The 18,669-nt window shown below is 63.4% G+C and carries 16 protein-coding genes and 1 pseudogene; 8 read left to right on the forward strand and 9 right to left on the reverse strand.

From position 1 onward, the window contains the following. A pseudogene (locus NFV80_RS16825) lies at positions 1–274 on the forward strand (hypothetical protein); the annotation flags it as partial. 141 nt (positions 275–415) lie between these two features. Here the strand turns inward: NFV80_RS16825 and NFV80_RS16830 are convergent. Then, positions 416–733, reverse strand: a complete 318-nt coding sequence (locus tag NFV80_RS16830) for a hypothetical protein (protein WP_296759420.1) — start codon at positions 731–733, stop codon at positions 416–418. 235 nt (positions 734–968) lie between these two features. On the opposite strand from NFV80_RS16830, the gene glyA reads away from it, so the two are divergent. From glyA to ribD, 3 genes are read left to right on the forward strand one after another with little or no spacing between them, the layout of a single operon-like run. Then, on the forward strand, positions 969–2,228 hold the full coding sequence (glyA, locus tag NFV80_RS16835) for a serine hydroxymethyltransferase (protein WP_296759423.1): 1,260 nt from the start codon (positions 969–971) through the stop codon (positions 2,226–2,228). After that, complete coding sequence (gene nrdR, locus NFV80_RS16840; RefSeq protein ID WP_295327809.1) at positions 2,225–2,707, forward strand: transcriptional regulator NrdR; 483 nt, start codon at positions 2,225–2,227, stop codon at positions 2,705–2,707. Before glyA ends, nrdR begins: the two co-directional genes overlap by 4 nt. Before the next feature lie 35 nt (positions 2,708–2,742). Then, positions 2,743–3,813, forward strand: a complete 1,071-nt coding sequence (gene ribD / locus NFV80_RS16845) for a bifunctional diaminohydroxyphosphoribosylaminopyrimidine deaminase/5-amino-6-(5-phosphoribosylamino)uracil reductase RibD (protein ID WP_295327818.1) — start codon at positions 2,743–2,745, stop codon at positions 3,811–3,813. A gap of 38 nt (positions 3,814–3,851) precedes the next feature. Here ribD and NFV80_RS16850 read toward each other — a convergent pair whose 3' ends face one another. After that, positions 3,852–5,594: a cation:proton antiporter gene (locus NFV80_RS16850; RefSeq protein ID WP_295327807.1), complete on the reverse strand. Its 1,743-nt coding sequence runs from the start codon at positions 5,592–5,594 to the stop codon at positions 3,852–3,854. A 164-nt stretch (positions 5,595–5,758) separates the two neighbouring features. Between NFV80_RS16850 and NFV80_RS16855 the strand changes: the two genes are divergently transcribed. Further along, entirely contained in the window at positions 5,759–6,202 is a 444-nt protein-coding gene (locus NFV80_RS16855) for a hypothetical protein (protein WP_295327805.1), read from the forward strand. Between the two features lie 9 nt (positions 6,203–6,211). On the opposite strand, the gene NFV80_RS16860 is transcribed toward NFV80_RS16855, so the two are convergent. From NFV80_RS16860 to NFV80_RS16885, 6 genes are all read right to left on the reverse strand, one after another. Beyond that, on the reverse strand, positions 6,212–6,706 hold the full coding sequence (locus tag NFV80_RS16860) for a C40 family peptidase (RefSeq protein WP_295327803.1): 495 nt from the start codon (positions 6,704–6,706) through the stop codon (positions 6,212–6,214). 139 nt (positions 6,707–6,845) lie between these two features. Continuing rightward, positions 6,846–7,670: an ABC transporter permease gene (locus NFV80_RS16865; protein WP_295327801.1), complete on the reverse strand. Its 825-nt coding sequence runs from the start codon at positions 7,668–7,670 to the stop codon at positions 6,846–6,848. A gap of 33 nt (positions 7,671–7,703) precedes the next feature. Next, positions 7,704–8,954, reverse strand: a complete 1,251-nt coding sequence (locus NFV80_RS16870; protein ID WP_295327799.1) for an ABC transporter permease — start codon at positions 8,952–8,954, stop codon at positions 7,704–7,706. 106 nt (positions 8,955–9,060) lie between these two features. After that, positions 9,061–10,098: an ABC transporter substrate-binding protein gene (locus tag NFV80_RS16875; protein ID WP_295327815.1), complete on the reverse strand. Its 1,038-nt coding sequence runs from the start codon at positions 10,096–10,098 to the stop codon at positions 9,061–9,063. 108 nt (positions 10,099–10,206) lie between these two features. Next, on the reverse strand, positions 10,207–11,307 hold the full coding sequence (locus tag NFV80_RS16880; protein ID WP_295327797.1) for an ABC transporter ATP-binding protein: 1,101 nt from the start codon (positions 11,305–11,307) through the stop codon (positions 10,207–10,209). 350 nt (positions 11,308–11,657) lie between these two features. After that, positions 11,658–13,127 (reverse strand): PLP-dependent aminotransferase family protein, encoded by a 1,470-nt coding sequence (locus NFV80_RS16885; RefSeq protein ID WP_295327795.1) that lies wholly within the window; start codon positions 13,125–13,127, stop codon positions 11,658–11,660. 163 nt (positions 13,128–13,290) lie between these two features. On the opposite strand from NFV80_RS16885, the gene NFV80_RS16890 reads away from it, so the two are divergent. From NFV80_RS16890 to NFV80_RS16900, 3 genes are all read left to right on the forward strand, one after another. Continuing rightward, positions 13,291–14,745 (forward strand): NAD-dependent succinate-semialdehyde dehydrogenase, encoded by a 1,455-nt coding sequence (locus tag NFV80_RS16890; RefSeq protein ID WP_295327793.1) that lies wholly within the window; start codon positions 13,291–13,293, stop codon positions 14,743–14,745. 34 nt (positions 14,746–14,779) lie between these two features. Further along, positions 14,780–16,087: a 4-aminobutyrate--2-oxoglutarate transaminase gene (gene gabT, locus NFV80_RS16895; protein WP_295327791.1), complete on the forward strand. Its 1,308-nt coding sequence runs from the start codon at positions 14,780–14,782 to the stop codon at positions 16,085–16,087. A gap of 297 nt (positions 16,088–16,384) precedes the next feature. Further along, a complete protein-coding gene (locus NFV80_RS16900; RefSeq protein ID WP_295327789.1) occupies positions 16,385–17,377 on the forward strand; it encodes a carbon-nitrogen hydrolase family protein in 993 nt (330 codons plus the stop codon). A 285-nt stretch (positions 17,378–17,662) separates the two neighbouring features. Here NFV80_RS16900 and NFV80_RS16905 read toward each other — a convergent pair whose 3' ends face one another. Then, positions 17,663–18,568 (reverse strand): glutamate/aspartate ABC transporter substrate-binding protein, encoded by a 906-nt coding sequence (locus NFV80_RS16905; protein ID WP_295327787.1) that lies wholly within the window; start codon positions 18,566–18,568, stop codon positions 17,663–17,665. Between the last annotated feature and the right edge of the window lie 101 nt (positions 18,569–18,669).

The raw sequence follows: 18,669 nt of genomic DNA on the forward strand, positions 1-18,669 counted from the left end.
GGAAGCGGCGCGGGCGGCGTATGCCGAGAGTCTGGAGCTCAGCCGGCAACTGCGCGCAGCGCTGGGCGACACGCCGCAGGCGGCGCAGGATCTGGCGGTCAGTTTGACCTTGTACGCGACGGTGCTGGCGAAGCAGGGGGACGCGTCTGCAGCGCGCGAGGCGTTGCGTGCGGCGCGCGCCTTGGCGCAAGACTGGAACGAACGCAGGCCGGCCGCCAGGCAAGCGCAACAGTTGCTGGCGTGGATCGATGCCGCGCTGGCGGCGATAGGGTGACGATGCACCCGTACGGGAGGAATCGATTGGGTGCAATTCATCGCCACCGCGCGATCGCGGCGAGTGAACGGCGCTCCAGTCGGGTCACGGCTGGAAGGGCCACGACCGCTGACCCCGAGCACGAAATCCTGGGTTGTCCGGTCAGCAGTCCGGTGCTGCCGAGGCGGGCAGGGTCTGCCTCTGGCCGGGACGTCGCGTTGGCTGCAGCGTGAGGCGGAAACCCGCGGGCGGGTGGATCTGCTCCGCCGTTTCGTCGATGAAGAGGTCGTCGTGCAGCAGTGATCCCAGTTTCGCAAGCAGCAAGGGCGACAGCGCCTCGCTGTTTTCGAGGATCAATTCCTCGCCGATCTTCATCGCCCGCGCCAGCGGGCCATAGCGGAAGAGCAGACATTGCCCCTCCCAGCATTGCTTGCCGATCAGTTCGTCGAGATCGGTCTGATCCGTACAGTCGTGTACCATGGTCTTCTCCCCGGAGCGAGGCATCTGGATTGGTTAACGGATGTGCGGCGCCAACGGTTGAGTGCCTTGCAGAAAACAGTCGCCGCATTGTATGCGGCAGCGGGGCGTCGCACGTCGCCGTCGGGGCGCCGGCGGGTTCCCGGGTGCGCCTGGTCGCGACCGCCTCGGGGGAAAGGATCGGCGGGATCCGCGGCGTGCTACAATGCGAGCCTTTCCAAGCCTTGTGAGGTGGACGATGTTTTCCGATAGAGACACCCTGGCGAAAGTCGATTCCGAGATCTGGCAGGCGATCGAGAACGAGAATCGGCGTCAGGAGGAGCATATCGAACTGATCGCCTCGGAAAACTATGTGAGCCACGCAGTGCTCGCGGCGCAGGGGTCACAGCTGACCAACAAGTACGCCGAGGGCTATCCCGGCAAGCGCTATTACGGGGGCTGCGAGTACGTCGATGTCGTCGAGCAGTTGGCGATCGATCGCCTGAAAAAGCTGTTCGGCGCCGCGGCGGCAAACGTCCAGCCAAACTCGGGATCGCAGGCCAATCAGGCCGTGCTGATGGCCTTCGCCAAGCCGGGCGACACGATCATGGGCATGAGTCTGGCCGAAGGCGGCCACCTGACGCACGGCATGCCGCTCAACATGTCCGGCAAGTGGTTCAACGTGGTCGCCTACGGGCTCGATCGGCATGAAGCGATCGATTACGCAAAGATGGAGGCTCTGGCGCGTGAGCACCGGCCCCGCATCCTGATTGCCGGCGCTTCGGCGTACTCGCTGCGCATCGACTTCGAGCGCTTCGCCAACATCGCCAAGGAAATCGGCGCGATATTCATGGTCGATATGGCGCATTATGCCGGCCTGATTGCAGCCGGCTGTTATCCGAGTCCGGTGCCGTACGCCGATGTCGTGACCTCGACGACGCACAAGACGCTGCGCGGGCCGCGCGGCGGCATCATCCTGATGAAGGCCGAGCACGAAAAGGCGATCAACTCGGCGATCTTCCCCGGCCTGCAGGGCGGGCCGCTGATGCACGTGATCGCAGCCAAGGCGGTGGCTTTCAAGGAGGCATTGACGCCGGCTTTCCGCGATTACCAGGAGCAGGTGGTTGCCAACGCGCGCGTCCTGTCGCGCGTCCTGTCCGCCGAGCGCGGATTGCGCATCGTTTCCGGACGCACCGAATCGCACGTCTTTCTGGTCGATCTTCGCACCAAGAACATTACCGGCAAGGATGCCGAGGCCGCGCTCGGTGCGGCGCACATCACGGTCAACAAGAACGCGATCCCGAACGATCCGCAGAAGCCTTTCGTGACTTCCGGCATCCGCATCGGGTCGCCGGCAATGACCACGCGCGGCTTCGCCGAACTCGAGAGCGAGGAGGTGGCGCATCTGATTGCCGATGTGCTCGACGCTCCGGGCGATGCGGCGGTGCTCAAGCGGGTGCGCGCCGACGTCGCGGCGCTGTGCCACAAGTTTCCGGTGTACGGTTCGCGGACGAGATGAAATGCCCGTTCTGCGGCGCCGACGAAACGTCCGTCGCTGACACCCGCATCAACGACGACGGCGACATCGTCCGCCGTCGGCGGCGCTGTCTCAAGTGCGACAAGCGGTTCACGACGTACGAGCGGGCGGAACTTCGTCTGCCGCAGGTGATCAAGAAAAACGGCTCGCGCGTCGACTTCGATCGTGAGAAGCTGGCAGCCAGCTTCTGGCTGGCGCTGCGCAAGCGACCGGTGAGCGTCGAGGCAGTCGAGGCAGCGATCGTCCGCATCGAGGACAAGTTGCTCGCGCTGGGCGAGCGCGAAGTGGCTTCGGAGAAAGTCGGCGAAATGGTGATGCGCGAGTTGCGCAAACTCGACAAGGTGGCTTACGTCCGCTTTGCCTCGGTTTATCGGAATTTCGAGGACGTGGACGAATTCTCCAAGGTCATCCGCGAGGTTTCGCGCGAGGCAGGTCGCTCGCCGCATTCTCTCGGCAGTTGACGGTGCCCGCGTTTTCCGCGGCCGATCACGAATTCATGGCGCGTGCTCTGCGGCTTGCCGAGCGCGGCCTCTACTCCACCACTCCGAATCCTCGCGTCGGCTGCGTCATCGTCAAGAACGGACGGGTCGTCGGTGAAGGTTGGCACGTGCGTGCCGGCGGCCAACATGCCGAAGTCCACGCCTTGCAATCCGCCGGTGAGCATGCGCCCGGCGCTTGCGCCTACGTCACGCTCGAGCCATGTAGTCACCACGGTCGTACGCCGCCGTGCGCCGAGGCGCTGCTGGCTGCCGGGGTGATCCGGGTGGTCGCCGCGCTGCAGGATCCGAACCCGCTGGTGGCCGGACAGGGACTGGCCAGGCTGCGCGCTGCCGGGGTGCTTGCCGAATGCGGTTTGCTGGCTGCCGAAGCGCGGGAACTGAACATCGGCTTCGTTTCCCGCATGACGCGTTCCCGGCCGTGGTTGCGGCTCAAGCTGGCCGCCAGTCTCGACGGCAAGACGGCGCTGAGCAATGGCGCCAGCCAGTGGCTGACCGGTCCGGCGGCGCGCCAGGACGGTCATCGCTGGCGCGCTCGCGCTTGCGCGATCCTGACCGGCATCGGCACCGTGCGCGGCGATGATCCACAGCTCACTGTACGGGGCGTCGAGGCACCCGAAAGGGACTTGCGTCAGCCGCTGAAGGTGGTGGTGGATAGCCACCTCGATCTGTCCCCCGACGCCACGGTTCTGCGTGCTGGCAGAGTCCTGGTTGCTGCCGCGCAGGCGGATGAGGCCAGGATCGACGCCCTGCGCCGGCGGGGTGCGGAGGTCGTGCTGCTGCCCGCCGCGGATGGCCAGGTCGATCTGCCGGCGCTGTTCGCCGAGCTTGCGCGGCGCGGCATCAACGAAGTGCATGGCGAAGCCGGCTGCGGACTCAGTGGCTCGCTGCTGCGCGCCGGCCTGGTGGACGAATTGCTGCTCTACCTGGCGCCCTGCCTGCTCGGCGATACGGCGCGCGGCATGTTCGCCATGCCGGCGCTCGCATCGCTGGCCGATCGGCGCCGGCTGGTGATCCACGATGTCCGTTCGCTGGGTGCCGACTTGCGCCTGCTTGCCCGCTTCGAGTGACGGGCAAATCAGCCACAAGGAGTCTGCGGCCTGGTCGATCAGGAGGGCGAACGGGTCTCTTCGATCGTTCCCTCTTCACTGTCCCGTACCAGCGCGTAATCGGTAGCGCGTACGCCGCGCAGGAGCAGGTCGGCGTCGTGGGTTGAGGTTCCGAGAGTCTCGAGCGCTTCGCCGGCCAGGCGCAGGCTGGCCTCGAGCGTTTCCGGAAAGGCCTTGTCGACTCCGGCCTGCAACAGGATGTCGCAACTGGCGAGATCGCGAGCGCGCGAAATGATCGTCACGTGCGGTGCGTGCGCGCGCACCAGCGTCGCCGCGCGCAGCGCCGCGTGCGGGTCATCGATCGTCAGGATCACCAGGTCTACCGCCTGCAGTGGCGAGGTGGCGAGCAGTTCGGGGTTGCCGACGTCGCCGTAATACACCGGATGCCCCTCGCCTTGCCACTTGGCGACCAGGAGCGCATCGGTGTCGAAGGCGATGAAGGAAATTCCCCTGCTCGCCAGGATGGTGCCTACCGTATGGCCGACGCGGCCGTAGCCGGCGACCATCACGCGCGCGCCGGCTTCGGCGTCGGGCGATTCCAGGCGGGAGCGCTCATCGATGCCTGCCGAGCGGTTTTCGGCGCGCAGCGCCAGTCGGTTCCCGATCCTCACCAGCAGCGGCGTGAGCAACATGCTCACCGAGATCACTGCCACCGCCATCACGAAGGTCAGATCGTCGATCACCGCCAATGCCTTGGCGGCACCGAAGAGCACGAAGCCGAATTCCCCTCCCTGCGAAAGCAGGAAGGCGACGCGCAACGCGGTGGCGCGACCAGTGCCGAAACTCAGGCAGAGCACGAACAGCAGCAGCACCTTGATGAGGATGATCGCCAGCACGTGCAGCGCGAACTCGAACGGGTGCTGCGCGAGCGCGCCAATATCGACCGACATACCCACAGCGACAAAGAAAAGGCTCATCAGCAGGCCCTTGTGGGGCTCCATGCTGGCTTCGAGCTGGATGCTGTAGCGCGAGGTCGACAGCATCATGCCCATCAGGAAAGCGCCCAGTGCCATGGACATGCCGGCGTGCTCCATGGCCATGGCGGCGACGAACACCGCGGCCATGGCAGCGAGCAGGAAAGCTTCGCGGTTGTGCGTTCGCGCCAGATAATCGAGCACTCGCGGCACCAGGTAGTGACCGCCGCCGATCACCAGTGCGACCAGGGCCAGCGCCATTCCGATCTGCTCCCAGAGAGGAATTTCCTTGGGCAGAGGCCCGACGTCGGCGAGGATCGGGACCATCGCCAGCAGCGGCACCACCGCGAGATCCTGCATCAGCAGGACCGAGAATGCGGTCTGGCCGTGGCGGCTGGCAAGTTCGCCCTGATCCTGGAGCATCTGCACGACGAAGGCGGTAGACGAAAGTGCGAAGCCGCAGCCGATCAGCAGCGCGGCCGCCCAGTTCGGCTGGAACAGTTTGAAATAGCTGGCGATCGCCAACGCGGACAGGATGATCTGCAGCGAACCCAGTCCGAACAGCGTGCGCCGCAGCTCCCACAAGCGGCGCGGCTTCATCTCCAGGCCAATCACGAACATCAGCAGCACGACGCCGATTTCGGTGAAGTGGCGGACGCCTTCCACTTCGGTGGTGACCAGAGGTCCTGGCGTGTATGGCCCGACGATGACGCCGGTGACCAGCAATCCGAGGATCGATCCGAGGCCGAAGTGCTGGAAGACGGCGACAGCGATCGACGCAACCACAAGCAGCAGTACGGCGGAGTCGACGAAAGACTTGGGATCCATGGCAAATCCTCGTTCATTTGGTGGCCGACAGAAGGAATCATAACGTGCTTTCGCTCTCGTGCCTCTGCTCGGAGCAAACGTCCTGCGAGCAGTGCTAAGATCGCAGGGCCGCAGGGCGCGGGGCTGGCGGCAGTCGCAACCATCGAACGAAGGGGGTGTTCGTCATGCGAAGCACAAGAATCTTGGCCGTCCTGTGGCTGACGATGCTGTCGCAGCCGCTTCTGGCGCAGTCTCCACTGCAGTTGCCCAGTGCTCCGGACGACTTTCGAGAATTGCTCGACGATCAGCGCAGTGGGCCATGCGGGCAATGTGGGGTGGTGACCGCGATTCGCACGCAAAGCCGGGAGGGTCAGGCACCGCGCAATCCGGGACCGACGCGGCGTGACACAGGCGGTCTCGGCGGCAATCTGACGACGACTCCAATTTTCGGCACCGGCAGCACCGTCCAGGACGCGCGCCAGGCGGGCGCGCCGGTCATCAGCTACGTCATCACCGTTCGCTACGACGACGGGACCTTTGCCTTCATCGATCAGGACGACGAGCCGGTGGTGCGCAAGGGTGACCGCGTGCGCGTCGTTGCCGACCGGGTTGAACTGCGCAACGACTAATTTCGGCGCCTAGTCGAAGTAGTTGCGCCCGGTCTCAAAATGTTGCGCGTAATAGCGCGCGTCGAGTTGGTCGATGCGCACGCGGCCGCTGCTCGAAGGAGCGTGAACGAAGCGATCGTCGCCGATATACACGCCGACGTGCGAGAAAGAGGCGTTGCGGGTGTTGAAGAAGACGAGGTCGCCGGGGCGCAGTCCGGATCGATCCACCGGGCGGCCACGGCGCGCAATGTCGGCGGCACTGCCGGTCATCTTGAGCCCTGCGGCACGTCCATAGATGTACGACACCATGCCGCTGCAGTCGAGGCCGGCCTCGGGGTTCTTGCCGCCGAAGCGGTATCCGGTGTCGATCAGACCGAGCGCAAAAATGACCACATCGTGGCCTTTCGAACTGCTCGTTGGCCGATCGGGACGCCGCTCCGTCGTCGATTCGGGCGCTGGCGGCTTGCTGGCGCAGGCGGCCAGCAGGAGGGCAGTGCTGCAGACGATGAACAGGCGCAATCGCATGGTGCACAGTATAAACGGGAGCCTTGCGGATTTCAGCCGATTGCCCGGAAGTTCGCCGATCGGCCGCGGTGGTCATCGGCGCTGCCCGTGCGCATTGCCGGGTGCGAGCGGACCCGATGCCCCTGGAGCTTGGCGAAGTTCAGGGCCGCGCCGTGCGCAAGCGTTCGTTGCGGCGACGCATCCATTCGAGGAGGAGCAACATCAAGGTCGCCGTTGCGATGAGCACGGTGGCCACGGCGGCAATCGTCGGGCTGATGTTGTCACGAATGCCGCTGAACATCTGACGGGGAAGGGTCGATTGTTCCGGGCTCGCGAGAAAAAGGGTGACCACGACTTCGTCGAACGACGTCGCGAAGGCAAACAATGCACCCGAAATGACTCCCGGTGCGACCAGCGGCAAGGTTACCTTGAAGAATGCGGTGACCGGATCGGCACCGAGGCTGGCAGCCGCGCGAATCAGGTTGTAGTCGAACCCCTGCAGCGTCGCGGTCACCGTGATGACGACGAATGGCACGCCGAGCACCGCGTGCGCGAGAATCAGTCCGGTGTAGCTGCCGCTCAGGCCAAGCGGCGAAAACACCAGGTAGACGGCGACGCCGACAATCACCACGGGGACGATCATCGGCGAGATCAGGATGCTGGTGAGCAGTGCCTTGCCACGGAAGTTGGCGCGCACGAGGCCGACCGACGCAAGCGTCCCCAGCGCCACGGCAAGCAGCGTGGCCAGCGGCGAGATGATCATGCTGTTCTTCAGTGCCGTGCGCCAGACTCCGGAGCCGAAGAACTCCTCGTACCAGCGCATGGAAAAACCCGACATCGGATACATCAGGAAGGAGTCGGAATTGAAGGACAAGGGCATGATGACGAGAATCGGAACGATCAGAAACAGCAGGATCAGGCCGCAGAGTATCCGAAAAACGTAGTACCAGATTCGTTCGAGCGGGGATGCGTAGGATTGCAGCATGTTGTGGCCTCCCGATGAGCAGCGCGACTGGTTCTAGCGGACTTTCGCCGGGCCGAAATAACGGGCGTAGATGACGTACAGCGCGAGCGTGGCGACCAGCAGGATCGTCGAAAGTGCTGCCGCCATTCCCCAGTTGATCGTCTCGTTGGTATAAAAGGCAACGAAATAGCTTGCCATCTGCTCTTTCGGGCTGCCGAGCAGCGCCGGCGTAATGTAGTAGCCCATGCTCAGGATGAAGACCAGCAAGCCGCCGGCGCCGATTCCCGGCAGCGTCTGCGGGAAGTAGACTTTCCAGAAACTCGCGAACGGCGGGCAACCGAGCGAGAGCGCAGCGCGCATCAAGGTCGGCGAAATTCCCTTCATCACGCTGTAAAGCGGCAGTACCGTGAACGGAAGAAGGATATGCACCATTGCGATGTATACGCCGATCCAGTTGAAGACGAGTTGTACCGGCGCGTCGATGAGTCCCAGCCTGACCATCGCGGTGTTGAGCGGGCCCTCGTTTTGCAGCAGCACGATCCACGCGGCAACGCGCACCAGTACCGAGGTCCAGAACGGGAGCAGGACGAGGATCATCAGCAGATTGGCAACTTTCGGCGGCTGCGTTGCCAGCAGGTAGGCGACCGGAAAGCCGAGGAGCAGGCACCAGAAGGTCACGATCACGCTCATCCACAGCGTGCGCACTAGAATCGCACGATAGATGGTACGCTCGGCCGGTGCGTTGATGACCGCGCCAGTGTCGTCGATTGCGAAATCCAGCGCAGTGAGAAGGTAATACGGGGTTACCGACGCGCGGTTACGTGCCAGCACCTGCCAGGTCGCGAGCTCTCCCCAGCGCTCGTCGAGCTCGATCATCGCGTCCTTGGCCGGCTTGCCGGCTGCCAGCGGCATCTCGCGAGCGGCGCCCAGCAGCAGCGAACGGAAGCCGATCAGTTCCATGTTGACCCGCTTGGCGGCTGACGCGAGTTCACTGGTGCCCTTGAGTGCTTCGAGGTCGGCCGCGAGTGCGGCGAAGGCGGGTTCACCCGGAAGCTCGTGGCCGCTCCATCCGTGCAGAGCGGCGACGGTCCTGGGCAGAGCGGCGCTCACTTCCGGGTTGTCCACGCTGCGCTGCAGCAGCGAAATCAGCGGCCAGACAAAGATCAGCAGCACGAATATGGCGAGCGGCGCGATCAGCGCAAGGTAACCGAGCGTGCGTGCGCGCTCGGCGCGACGCAGCCTGACCTTCAGCGGAACTTCTCTTCCGCCGGCGGGCGGCTTCATCGCGTCTTCGACCGTGTTCATCTTCGGCTCCCCGCGCGCCTCTGGAACGGGAATGGCCGGTCCGGCGGCGCGTCGTCCAGGTCAGGGCGACGGGCCGGACGGCGATGTGCCCGCCCGGCCCTGCTCGTCACTTGGCTGCCCAAGCGTTGAAGCGTTGTTCCAGATCCTCGCCGCGCTCGACCCAGAACTTGGTGTTGCAGGCCAGGGCGTTCTTCAGGTTCGCAGGTGAGGTCGGCAGCTCGGGCAGGATCTTGGGGTCGAGCAGCGGAATCGCTTTGAGGTTCGTCGGACCGTAGGCAATTTCACTCGAGTAGACCTTCTGATTTGCCGCTTCGCTGGCGAACTTGATGAACTTGTAAGCATCCTCACGCTTGGGTGTCCCCTTCGGGATCGCCCAGTTGTCCGCGTCATAGATGCCTCCATTCCAGACGATCTTGAGGTTCTTTCCCTCCTTTTGCGCGGTTTCGATGCGGCCGTTGTAGGCGGAAGACATGACGAGGTCCCCGGCCGCGAGCAGTTGCGGCGGCTGCGCGCCGGCTTCCCACCACTGGATGTTGGGTTTCAACTGGTCGAGCTTCTTGAAGGCACGCTCGACGCCTTCCTTGGTCGCCAGCACCTTGTACACGTCGTCCGGCTTGACGCCATCAGCGAGCAGCGCAATTTCCATGGTGAACTTGGCACCCTTGCGCATGCCGCGTTTGCCCGGGAACTTTTTGACGTCCCAGAATTCGGCCCAGGAAGCGGGCGGTGTCTTGATCTTGTCCGCGTTGTAGGCGATCACCGTTGACCAGATGAAGGTTCCGATGCCGCACTCCGTGACCGCGGACGGGATGAAGTCCTTCTTGTCGCCGATTTTCGCGAAATCGAGTTTCTCGTACAGCCCTTCCTCGCAGCCACGCACCAGTTCGGCGGACTCGACCTCGACCACGTCCCAGGTGACGTTCTTGGTGTCGACCATTGCCTTGATCTTAGCCTGTTCCCCGTTGTATTCGCCGGGAATCAGCTTGATTCCGGTCGCCTTGGTGAATGGCTCGTAGTAGGCCTTGACTTGCGCCTTCTGCACGGTGCCACCGAACGAGATGACCGTGATGTCCGCATGCGCGGTGGCGGCCACCACCATGCCCGCGCCAAGGGCGCCGACGAGGCAAGAGAATCTCGATTTCATTGTCATTGCGATCTCCTTTGTGAATGGTTGCAGCGGGGTCGGCTGTCAGGCCGGATGGGTGCCCGGTTGGCGATGGAAACGTGCAGACTGCCGGGTCGGAAGGGCGCGTCACATCGGTTCGAGTGCGCGCAGGTTGGCGACGGGAAAGCCGACGTCGATCCGGTCTCCGACCTGAAGCCGACTGTCCCAGTGGGCCACGGAGGTCTTGGCCATCACGTCGGCTGTGCCCGCCACGTCGAGGCGGGCGCGAATCTGGTCGCCGAGATAGATCATCTCCTTCAGCGTCGCACTGAAGCGGTTTTCACAGGTGCTGGCGTCGGCTCCCAGCAGCACTCGTTCCGGGCGAATCGACAGCACGGTCCTTGTGCCGGTACCGCCAAGGTTGGCAGCACGCGCGGTCACCCTTGCGTCCGAATCGAGCCGTACCACACAATGCTCGCCGTTCAACTGTTCGACGGTTCCGGAAAGACTGTTGCTTTCGCCGATGAAACTCGCAACAAATGCGTTCGCCGGTTCCTCGTAGAGCGTGATTGCCGGGTCGATCTGCTGAATGATCCCGTGGTTGAAGACTGCAACGCGATCGGACATGGTCAGCGCTTCGCTCTGGTCGTGGGTGACAAAAACGACGGTGATGCCGAGTGACTCGTGGATGTGTTTGATCTCGATCTGCATGTGTTCGCGCAACTGCTTGTCGAGCGCGCCGAGCGGCTCGTCCATCAGTACGAGTTTGGGATCGAAGACGAGCGCACGTGCCAATGCGATGCGCTGCTGCTGACCGCCGGAGAGCTGCTGCGGGTAGCGCCCCCCCAGTTGTTCGAGCTGTACCATTGCCAGCACCCTTGCCACGCGACGGTCGATTTCGTCAGCCGGCATTTTCCGTACGGCCAACGGAAACTTCAGGTTCTCGCGTACAGTGAGGTGCGGGAAAAGCGCGTAGTTCTGGAAAACCATCCCGATGTTGCGCCGGTGTGGCGGGATGGTGTTGAGCAGCTGCCCGTCCATCAGGATTTGTCCGGAGGTGGGCGTTTCGAAGCCGGCGAGCAACATCAGGCAGGTGGTCTTGCCAGATCCGGACGGGCCGAGCAACGTGAGGAATTCGCCGCGCCGCACATCCAGGTTCAGATCCTTGACGATCAATGTCTCGCCATCGTAGGTCTTCTGGACGTTGCGGAAACTGACCAGTACTTCACCGTCGTTCTTCTGCATCATCGCCCCTCCGTACGCTGCCCCAGGCTTGCTCGGCGAGATTTGGCGCCGCAGCCCCCGACCGAGGTTCCTACGGCATGCGGAGCTCGGCAATTCTGTTGCCTGCCGATATCCGCGTCGTGCCAAGCCCGCCGATTCAAGCTACCACCAATTGGTGTCATATGCAATACGACATAAAACGACATGAAACGCCAATTTTCATGGGTCGGGCCACGTTCGCACGGGTATGGCGGCCTCCACTTGCCACTTGCCCGCAGGGAGGCGCCAGGGGGCGCGCGAGCCTGCAGGCAAGGGGAAAGTGGGTGTCGGCAATTGGCAGGAGGGGGTGGACTGGCTGCTCCCGGAGCAAGCGGTCAGTCGCGCCGCCGTTCGATGGCGACGCACAGTTGCTCCGCAGCGGACTCGATGGTCCTGGCATCAACCGCAGCGAAGCCGAGAACCATCCCCGATCGACGACGACGGGAATCGGCGTAGTACATCGAGAGGGGACGCAGGACGATGCCGGCTTCGAGCATTTCTCGGGAAAGAGCCAGATCGTCGAGAGGCCGGTTGAAAAAGTACGGAAGATGCAGGCCGGCCAGGCCCCCGGTGGTGCTTACCAGATCCCCAAGTCGGGACTCGATGGCCCGGCGCAGCACGTTGCGGCGCTCCTGATAGACGTTGCGCATCCGTCGCAGATGGGCGCTCAGATGTCCGTCCTCGATGAATTCGGCGAGCGCTGCCTGTTCGATGAGTCGCCCCTCCCGGTAGAGTTCGGCATTGCCGATGGCGAATGCGTCGGCCAGATCTTCCGGGACGACCAGGTAGGCCAGGCGCAAGCCGGGAAACATGGTCTTGCTGAAGGTGCCCAGATAAATGACTCGTTGCGACCGCGCCTGACTGAACAGGGAGCCGATCGTGTAGGGGTGATAGCGAATCTCGTTGTCGTAATCGTCTTCTATCACCCAGGATTCCTGCGCTTCAGCGAGTTCCAGCAGCTGGATTCGCCGGCTCAGGGACATCACCACCCCGGTCGGGTACTGGCTGGACGGAGAGACGAAGATCATCCGCGGTGGTGACTCAGGATCGACCGGGAGAGACATGCCCTGCTCGTCCACCGGAATCGCTTCGATGTGCAGGCCGCTGGCGCGCAGCACATTGCTGGCGCCCCAGTAGCCGGGATCTTCCATCCAGACTCGATCCTTTTCGTCACAGAGCATGCGCGCGCACAGGTCGATGGCCTGATGCGATCCATTGAGGATGACGATCTGCCTTGGCGAACACGACATCATGCGTGATACACGCAGATATTCGGCGAGCACCGCTTTCAGTGGTCCGTATCCGCCGTGACCGTAGCGAGCGAGTTGGCGGTGCTCCAGGCAGGTGTACTTGGACATCAGGCGACGCCAGGTCGCGAACGGAAACAGCTTTACGTCGGGGACGCCGGGAACGAACGCGCCGCTCTGGATTCGACTGCTGCTGGCGTGCTGCGCGATCGCGGTGCCGCGTCGCGACAAGGGTCTGCCATGCCGCCAAGGACGGCTACGCGGCGCCTGGCTGGGTGCCGCCAGGGACAGCGTTTCCGACACCTGCGTGCCCGAACCGCCACGACTTTGCAGATAGCCCTCCACCTGGAGCTTCTCGTACGCCCTCACCACGGTGCTTCGGCTGAGTCCGAGCTCGCTCGTCAATACGCGTGTCGGCGGCAGGGGACAGCCCGGCGGCAATTCACCGTCGAGAATGAGGCGCCGGATCAACAGATAGAGCGTGGTCTGTGACCTGGATTCACCGGCAGTGCTTTCAAAGCGCGACCGGATCAATTCTGCGCAGAGTGACTTGTCCATCGGCGGCTTCGTCGAATTGGTATCGCGATTGTCGCAACAATTGGTTCTTCCGGGGGCTGGATCGGCGTGTAAAGTGGCACCAATTCCCCGTGGGTGGCGCGTGCGTTTGCTTTCGCTCCGGTGGGGAGTCTATCGATTGATCCAACCCAGAGGAGACGAGCCATTGGAACTTGCTGACAAATCATTGCTGAAGCAACTGTGCTACATCGATGGGGAATGGGTGGGTGCCGATGACGCGCGGACCTTTGTCGTCAGCAACCCGGCCAGCGGAGAGCAATTGGCGACGGTGCCCGACGCGGGCGCCGCCGAGACCCGTCGCGCCATCGAGGCGGCTCGCCTGGCGCAGCCGGGATGGCGTGCCCGAACTGCCGGCGAGAGGGCGAAGATTCTGCGTCGCTGGCACGAATTGCTGCTCGCCAACCAGGAGGATCTGGCCCGCCTGATGACCGCGGAACAGGGCAAGCCGCTCGCCGAGTCACGAGGCGAGATCGCCTACGCGGCGTCGTTCATCGAATGGTTCGCCGAGGAAGGAAAACGAATCTACGGGGACATGATTCCTCCGCATAACGCGGACAAGCGTGTGCTGGTGGCGAAGGAGCCGATTGGCGTCTGTGCTGCGATCACTCCCTGGAATTTTCCGGCGGCGATGATCACTCGCAAGGTCGGTCCGGCACTGGCCGCCGGCTGCTCGGTGGTGCTCAAGCCGGCGGAGGCAACGCCGCTCTCGGCTCTCGCGCTGGTCGAACTGGCCGAGCGCGCTGGCGTTCCCAAGGGGGTTTTCAACGTGCTGACCGGAGATCCGATCGCCATCGGCGGCGAACTCTGTGCCAACCCCACGGTGCGCAAGCTGAGCTTTACCGGGTCCACGGAAGTGGGCCGGATTCTCATGCAGCAGTGCGCGCCGACGATCAAGAAACTGTCGCTCGAATTGGGAGGCAACGCACCGTTCATCGTGTTCGACGACGCCGACCTCGATGCTGCCGTGCAGGGTGCGATGCTCTCCAAGTATCGCAACACGGGGCAGACCTGCGTGTGCGCGAACCGACTGCTCGTGCAGGAGGGGATTCATGCGTGTTTCATAGAGAAACTTGCGCTCGCAGTGGCTGCCTTGCGCGTCGGGAATGGGGCCGACGAGGGCGTTACACAGGGGCCACTGATCGACGACGCGGCAGTTGCCAAGGTGGAAGAGCTGGTGGCCGACGCGCTCGACAAGGGCGCCCGGTTGGTCTCCGGCGGCCGGCGCCACAGTCTTGGCGGCACCTACTACGAGCCGACGATACTGGCAGGAGTGACGTCCGCAATGCGCATCGCCAACGAAGAGGTCTTCGGACCGGTGGCGCCGGTCTTCACCTTCAAGACCGAGGCGGAGGCCGTGGCGATGGCCAATGCCACCGAATACGGTCTCGCCTCCTACTTCTACACCGAAAACCTGGCACGCAGCATGCGCGTCGCCAGCGCGCTGGAATACGGCATGGTCGGCATCAACACCGGTCTGATCTCGACCGAGGTGGCGCCGTTCGGCGGCATGAAATCGTCCGGACTGGGGCGCGAGGGGTCCAAGTACGGCATCGAGGACTATCTGGAAATCAAATACATCTGCATCGGCGGGATCAACTGAGCCGCTGCACCATTTTCTTGGCAAGGAGACAGCAATGAACGCACCGAAAGAAAGCCTGACCATGAAGACCAATGTGGAGCTGATGGCCCGACGCACGGCCGCCCTGCCGAGAGGCGTCGGGCAGGGGCATGCCTTGTTCGCGGCCAGGGCAGAGAACGCGGAAATCTGGGACGTCGAAGGCCGTCGCTGGATCGACTTCTGCGCAGGCATCGCGGTGGTCAATACCGGTCACTGCCATCCGCGGGTCGTCGATGCGGCGCGCCAGCAACTGGCAGCCTTCACCCATACCTGCTTCCAGGTGGTCGCTTACGAATCGTATGTCGAGCTGTGCGAACGCCTGAACGCTGCCGCTCCGGGCAGCACGGCGAAGAAGGCGTTTCTCGTGAACACCGGTGCGGAAGCAGTCGAAAACGCCGTGAAGATTGCCCGCGCGGCGACCGGGCGGTCCGGCCTGATCGCTTTCGGTGGTGGCTTTCATGGCCGAACCATGTTCGGCATGGCACTGACCGGCAAGGTGGCTCCCTACAAGATCAAGTTCGGACCATTCCCGGGCGAGATCTTCCATGTGCCATTTCCGAATGCGCTGCACGGCATCTCGGAAAACGACTCGATCGTGGCGATCGAGCGCCTGTTCGCTTCCAGCATCGAAGCCTCGCGCGTCGCCGCAATCGTCATCGAACCGGTGCAGGGCGAGGGCGGATACCTGCCGGCGCCGCTCGGATTTCTGCGTCGTCTGCGCGCGCTCTGCGACACGCACGGGATCCTGCTGGTGGTCGACGAGGTGCAGACCGGAATCGCGCGCTGCGGAAAGCTCTTTGCCAGCGAACATTATGGCGTCGAGCCGGACATCATTACCCTGGCCAAGGGTCTGGGCGGTGGTTTGCCGGTAGCCGCCGTCGTCGGCAAAGCCGAGATCATGGACGCCGCCGATGTCGGCGGTCTCGGTTCCACCTACGCCGGCAGTCCGGTGGCGGTTGCCGGCGCCCTCGCGGTGCTCGACGTGGTCGAGGAGCAACAGCTTTGCGCGCGCTCGATGGCGCTCGGCGAACGCATGCGGACCCGGTTCAGCGCCATGATGGAGCAGTTTTCCAGCATTGCCGAGGTGCGCGGACTTGGTGCAATGACGGCGGTGGAGTTTTGCCGTAATGGCGACCCGCGGCAGCCGGCGGCGGATATCGCCATGGCAATGAAGAACGAAGCGGCACAGCGTGGTTTGTTGCTGCTGTTGTGTGGCGCGCACGGCAACGTGTTGCGCGTGATGGTTCCGCTGACCATCTCGGATGCGCTGCTCGACGAGGGACTGGACATCATCGAAGCGTCTTTGCGGGCGATTGGTGCCTGACCGACAGCCTGCTCGGTGCCCTGGCGCGGTGCCGGTCGGCCGCCGTCGGGGTGCCTCGTCCGGGCCAGCACCCACAGCCCGTGTGCTATGATCCGCGGAAGTCCGGGGTGCCGTGCCTGCCACACGATTCTCGGTACTCGTACAATCCATTGAACGGGCATGACGGTTCCAGACAACCCCTATTATGAAAGTCATGCCCGTTTCCCTCACCCCCGACCCCTCTCCCGCAAGCGGGCGAGGGGAGGTTCGTGAGTCGCTGAGGCGACTTTCACGCTAACCAGAAGGAGAATCCAGCCCATGGTGCCTTTTTCAATCGCCGGCATCCAGATGAACATTTCAATGGAGCACGCGAACATCGATGCGATGGGCCACAAGCTGGATGTCCTGATGGCGCGCTTTCCGTGGGTGCAGATGGTGGTGTTCAGCGAGTTGGCCCCTTTCGGGCCCGCTCCGCGCCATGCGCAAGCCACCGGTGGCCCCGCCGAGCAGATTTTCTGCCAGATGGCCGCCAGGCACGGGCTGTGGCTGTTGCCGGGCTCGATGTTCGAGCGCATCGGCGATGACATCTACAACACGACGCCGGTGATTTCTCCGACCGGTACCGTGGTCACCCGCTATCGCAAGATGTTTCCCTTCCTGCCGTATGAACAGGGCATCAAGCCGGGAACCGAGTTCTGCGTCTTCGACGTGCCCGATGTCGGACGATTCGGGGTTTCCATCTGCTACGACATGTGGTTTCCGGAAACGACACGGACGCTGGTTTCGATGGGTGCCGAATGTATCCTGCACCCGACCATGACCGACACGATCGACCGCGACGTCGAGTTGCCGATTGCGCGGGCCAGCGCGACGATCAATCAGTGCTACTTCTTCGACATCAACGGCGTCGGCGATTGTGGCACGGGCCGCTCGATCGTCGTCGGCCCCTCCGGTTACGTGATCCACGAGGCGGGCGGCGGCGAAGAGACCATGCCGGTGGAAATTGACTTGTCGCGGGTGCGGCGGGAGCGAGAGGTCGGAATTCGCGGTCTCGGCCAGACTCTCAAGAGTTTTCGTGACCGACCGATCGAGTTTCCCGTCTACCAGAAACATCTTGGCAAGAAGGACTATCTCGACAGCCTGGGACCTCTGATCAAGCCAACGCGCGGAACGCGTTCCGATGTCCAGGTGGCGCCCGCGCGCACCGTCGATGCAGCCGGCGCGTTGCCCTACCCGGTTGCGAGCATGGTGGTCGATGCCGAATCCGTTGCGCCCGTCGACATTGCACCCTTGGGCCACGCCCATCTCTGAGTGCTCTGGCGGGAACCGCACCGGCCGCCGAGGCAGCGGACGACGTCGGTGGGCGATTGCCAGGCCGGCGGTCGCTGCCGGCGCATGGCGCGAAACGTCGGGACACGACGGCGCCCGGCGGCCGGGGTGACCGCGAACGGTTTCATCGTCTGACGATCGACGCCGCGCCCGCCGACGGCTCTCTCTGGCGGCCGGCACTCGGTGACCGCGGCGAAGCGAACCGCCTCGCCGTCGGCATGCCCGGGCGCCCCTGCCCCAGGCCGCCCCGCTGCAGTGCCTCCGTTGCTATTCGTAGGCCTTGTCGTTGGGCGCCTTGTACAGCTTCTTGAGGGCGTACGAAAGGGCGAAGTTGAAATTCAGTCCCTTCGGCGGAATTGGCTGCAGGAACCACTTGGCGTAGAGCTTCTCGGCTTCCCCTGAGGTCATCACTTTGGCGAGCGCTCCGTCGACGACCTTCTTGAACGCGACGTCATCCTTGCGCAACATGCAGCCATAGGCTTCATAGGATTGTGGCGTGCCGGCGACCATCCACTCTCTGGGGTTCCTGGCTTTCGCCATTTCGCCGTAAAGCAAGACCTCGTCCATCACGAAGGCGACTGCGCGGCCGCTTTCCAGCGTCAGGAACGCCTCGCCGTGATCTTTCGCGCTGATCACGTTCATCTTCATGTTATTCGCCTCGTTCATCTTGCGCAGCAGACGCTCGGAGGTGGTGCCAGCAGTGGTCACGACATTCTTGCCGGCCAGATCCGGAAAATCCTTGATTCCGGAATTGTTCCTGGTCATCAGGCGGGTAGCGACGACGAAGATGCTGTCCGAAAAGCTGACCTGCTTCTGCCGTTCGGTGGTGTTGGTCGTCGAGCCGCACTCGATGTCCACCGTTCCGTTCTGGACGAGCGTGATGCGATTCTCGGAGGTGACGGGTACCAGCTTGATGTCGAGCCTGGCAAGTTTCAATTCGGCCTTGATTGCCTCCACCGCCTTCAGCATCATGTCCTGCGAGTAGCCGACGACCTGCTGCTTGTCGTCATAATACGAGAACGGGATCGACGACTCGCGATGCCCTAGCGTGATCACGCCGCTTTCCTTGATCTTTTTTAGCGTACCGGTCAACTCCTGCGCCAGTGCCGGTGCCGACAACAGGGCCGTGGCGAGTGTTGCAGCAATGACCAAGTGCCGTAAGATTGTGCTCATCGTTTCGCTCTCCTGTGCAAAGGGAAACCTGGTCACTGGGCCGAGCAAGGTGGCGCCCGAAGTCATGGCCAGGCACAAATCCGTTCAAGCAGGGTTTTCCA

It is taken from the genome of Accumulibacter sp. (assembly GCF_023806565.1).
In the GTDB taxonomy this organism is placed as follows: domain Bacteria; phylum Pseudomonadota; class Gammaproteobacteria; order Burkholderiales; family Rhodocyclaceae; genus Accumulibacter.